This window comes from Microcoleus sp. OTE_8_concoct_300 (assembly GCF_031383065.1).
GTDB lineage: Bacteria > Cyanobacteriota > Cyanobacteriia > Cyanobacteriales > Microcoleaceae > Microcoleus.
In genome coordinates this window covers 1-3,236 of the sequence record NZ_JANMZH010000862.1, presented here as the reverse complement: position 1 = coordinate 3,236, position 3,236 = coordinate 1, and the positions used below count along the sequence as shown (strand labels likewise).

Below are 3,236 nucleotides of genomic sequence, written 5' to 3'. Positions count from 1 at the left end.
CAAATCAAGCTTTTAGGAGGATGTGACAAATTGTCAGTCCGCCCAGGTTGTTTTCAGCGGCGATCCACTTTAAAAAGGACAATTTTCCGGATTGATCCAGCTTTCCGCGATGAGGGAAATGCCGGAAATCTCCACATCCTTCCGGCCCGTTTTTCCCTCCGGACCGAACCGTTCCACGACGTATCCTTGGCAATTCGGCGCGGAGGAAATCACCAGGACTCCGAAATCTTTGGGCGCGTTCCGAAGCACAAAGTCCATGACCTTGCGGTGAGTGCGGACGTTGAGCGTTCCCACGAAGACATTGGGACGCGGCTCAATAAACCAGCGCTTCAAAGCACCTCGAACGGCAGGCGGGACATCATTGCAAACGAGGACAGTCATGGGAGAAGAGATTGGGGAGAAGAGATTGGAGATTGGGGATTGGGGATTGGGGATTGGGATTATTCGATTTGAGATTTGAGACTTGAGATTTGGGATTTGGGATGGGGATTATTGGTGTCAAATTAATATTTAAACCTATAATAAATCTCGCTTGTAGTCTAGTCTAGATCCCCCTAAATCCCCCTTAATAAGGGGGACTTTGAATACTGTTCCCCCTTGTTAAGAGGGACTTTGACTGCTCTTGTCCCCCCCTTCTTAAGGGGGGTTAGGGGGGCTCTCCGGGTTGGGAAACACCCTAGAGCGATCGAGAGAAATAATGCCCCATGCCCTATCCCCCATGCCCCATGCCCTATTTCTGATTCTTGATAATATCCTCTAATTTTTTACCTTGAGGAAGTTCGGTAAAAACGCGATCGCCCGCTGCAGCACCCTCTAAAATCTGAATCTTGTTGCCAATAGTCGAGCCAACAGTAACAGGCTTAAACTTCGGCTGTTGTTTTTCATCAGGAACCAGCACACCCGTTTGACCTTTATTAGTCACAATTGCCACCGTCGGCACAACTAAAGCATTTCTCAGCTTTTGACCAACAAATCTCAAATCTACGTTCATCCCCGATTGCAATAAATCCTTGCCAGTATCGATCGCAACTCGCACTTGAAACAGCGTCACATCTCGTTCTTTCACAGCTTCCGGTGCAATCAATTTAACCTTGCCTTTAAACACCTTATCTGGATAAGCATCAGCGACTATTTCAACTTCTTGACCCGGTTTAATTTGACTGATATCTGCCTCCGGGACTTTCGCCAAAACTTCCACCTCTCTAGCTAGAGCGACAATCGATGTCGAAGTTGCCGAAGTTGCTTCCGATGCCGAAGTTGCCGGAGTTACAAAAGCTCCTTGAATGGCGTATCTTTGGGTAATAACTCCAGCAAAAGGAGCGCGAACTTTCGTATCTTCTAACTGCACTTCTTGAAAGCGGACTTGAGCTTGAGCTTCGGCTAATTCAGCTCGAGCTTGAGCTATTTCTTCCGGGCGAGAACCGTTTTCTTGTGCCGCGAATTGGCTTTTTGCTTCAGCAACTGCTGCTTCGGCTTTGGCGATTTCTTCTGGACGGTTGCCGTTTTCTACTTGCGCTAATTTGCTTTTTGCTTCGGCAACTTCTGCTTCGGCTTTCGCAATTTCTTCCGATCGCGTGCCGTTTTGCAATTGCTTCAATGCTTGCTGCTCGACTTGCACAGCAGCTTGCAGTTGCTGAATTTGCGACTCCCGACTTTCTTGCAGTTGTTGCAGGCGTTTTTGGGATTCTCTTAATTTGGCTTGGGCAGTGCTGTTTTCCTTGATCAGTTCATCGAGTTTATCTTGAGCCAGAGCACCTTCTCGCACTAGCGGCCGATTGCGTTCCACCCGTTGAGCGGTTAGTTCGGCTTGGGCTTTACTCGAGTCAATTTGCGTTTGTGCTTGGGCAATTTCTTGTTTGACACTGCCGGTTTGAGCATCTGCTAAACGAGCTTGAGCTTGGGCTAAACGAGCTCTGGCTCCTGCAACTTCTTCAACGCGGCTGCCGGCTCGCAGTCGTTGCAAGCCTGCTTGAGTTTGCTGCAAGCGAGCTCTGGCTCCTGCAACTTCTTCCACGCGGCTGCCGGCTTGGACTTGCGCCAGACTGGCCTCGGCTTGCTCTAAGCGCGCTCGGGCGCTGGCGATGTCTTCCGATCGATTCCCGGCTTCGATTTTGGCGAGTTTGGCTCGCACGCTGGCTTCGCGGGCTTTAGCTTGAGCGAGTTGAGCTTCTACATCGCGGCTTTCCATGCGGGCCACGATTTGTCCTGCTTCGACTCTATCGCCCTGTTCGACAAATAATTCTGCTATGCGCCCGGAGCCTTTAGGGCTGAGATTCACGCGCTGTACGGGCTGCACCGTGCCGCTCGACGTAATCCGCACTGTGAGGTTTTGCGCTTCCACCGGCACTGTCATACTTGCGATCGCATCTACTTTCGGCTGCGATCGACTTTTTACATATATGGTAGTCGGTACAGCTAGCAACCCGGCTGCAACCAACCCAATCGCCCACCGCTTGGGCTGCCGCGAGGGTTTCTTCGGAGACTGCTTTTGGGGGGTTTTGTTATCTGCAATTTTAGTCTCTGCGGTCTTGGTGTCTACAGTCTGAGTATCTTCCACCTTGACCTGAGCAGTTTCCTTTTTAGGGCTAACGATCATACCGACTCACCTAATTTAATCTCAGGATTACCTTTAAGGTAAAATTTTTGCTGATGCTTGGCATCGTCTTTCAGACTCATCCGATCGGGTGATTTAAAAAAAGTTCCCCAACCAGCACCTGTAAACAATTATAGCTAATGTTTGCAATTTATTAAATAATGTTAAGTTTTTTCAGCCTAAAGAAGTGGGATCAAACAGAATCGCTCCCGGCTGCTGCCAAAGAAAAATATATTTTAGCAAAAAATATAATTTTTGGGATCTAGGAGCGCGCTCCTCACCAGCAAGAAAGGCCGATCGGGCAGCGGGCGATCGACCGTCACTAGGTCATTGCGGACTCGCTGTCCCATCGCTGCGATCGCATCTAGCAGTGCGAAGCTGGTAACGACACAATATTAAGATGCTTGCTCTGATAAACCCGGCTGCTGCGAAAAATAACAGGTTTGTCGGCGAATAAGGATCGCGAATTAAATAACTTACAATTTTAATTGTTATTGTGGGATGGGCGTCAGCCAAATTTGCTCCTGCCGAAAATGCTTCGGTACTGTCGTTTCCAATTACTAATCCTCTAAAATCTTTTTCGGCTAAGGATATTCCCTTTTGAAAGCCTTAGATAACGCCTGCTCCGAAAGTGTTAATTTTT

General features: G+C 48.7%; 3 protein-coding genes. 1 reads left to right on the top strand and 2 read right to left on the bottom strand.

The window, feature by feature from the left end:
* Positions 1 to 69 precede the first annotated feature (69 nt).
* The gene (gene cas2e / locus ACUVJL_RS37795; protein ID WP_445250500.1) at positions 70 to 381 is read right to left on the bottom strand and encodes a type I-E CRISPR-associated endoribonuclease Cas2e; all 312 of its coding nucleotides are present in this window, start codon (positions 379 to 381) and stop codon (positions 70 to 72) included.
* 349 nt (positions 382 to 730) lie between these two features.
* Complete coding sequence (locus tag ACUVJL_RS37790) at positions 731 to 2,596, bottom strand: efflux RND transporter periplasmic adaptor subunit (protein WP_445250499.1); 1,866 nt, start codon at positions 2,594 to 2,596, stop codon at positions 731 to 733.
* A 252-nt stretch (positions 2,597 to 2,848) separates the two neighbouring features.
* Between ACUVJL_RS37790 and ACUVJL_RS37785 the strand changes: the two genes are divergently transcribed.
* A complete protein-coding gene (locus tag ACUVJL_RS37785) occupies positions 2,849 to 2,992 on the top strand; it encodes a hypothetical protein (protein ID WP_445250498.1) in 144 nt (47 codons plus the stop codon).
* Positions 2,993 to 3,236 lie beyond the last annotated feature (244 nt).

Bases quoted from the DNA above. Each gene is read 5' to 3' on its own strand.
- cas2e (WP_445250500.1), bottom strand. From the start codon at position 381: ATGACTGTCCTCGTTTGCAATGATGTCCCGCCTGCCGTTCGAGGTGCT.
- ACUVJL_RS37790 (WP_445250499.1), bottom strand. From the start codon at position 2,596: ATGATCGTTAGCCCTAAAAAGGAAACTGCTCAGGTCAAGGTGGAAGAT.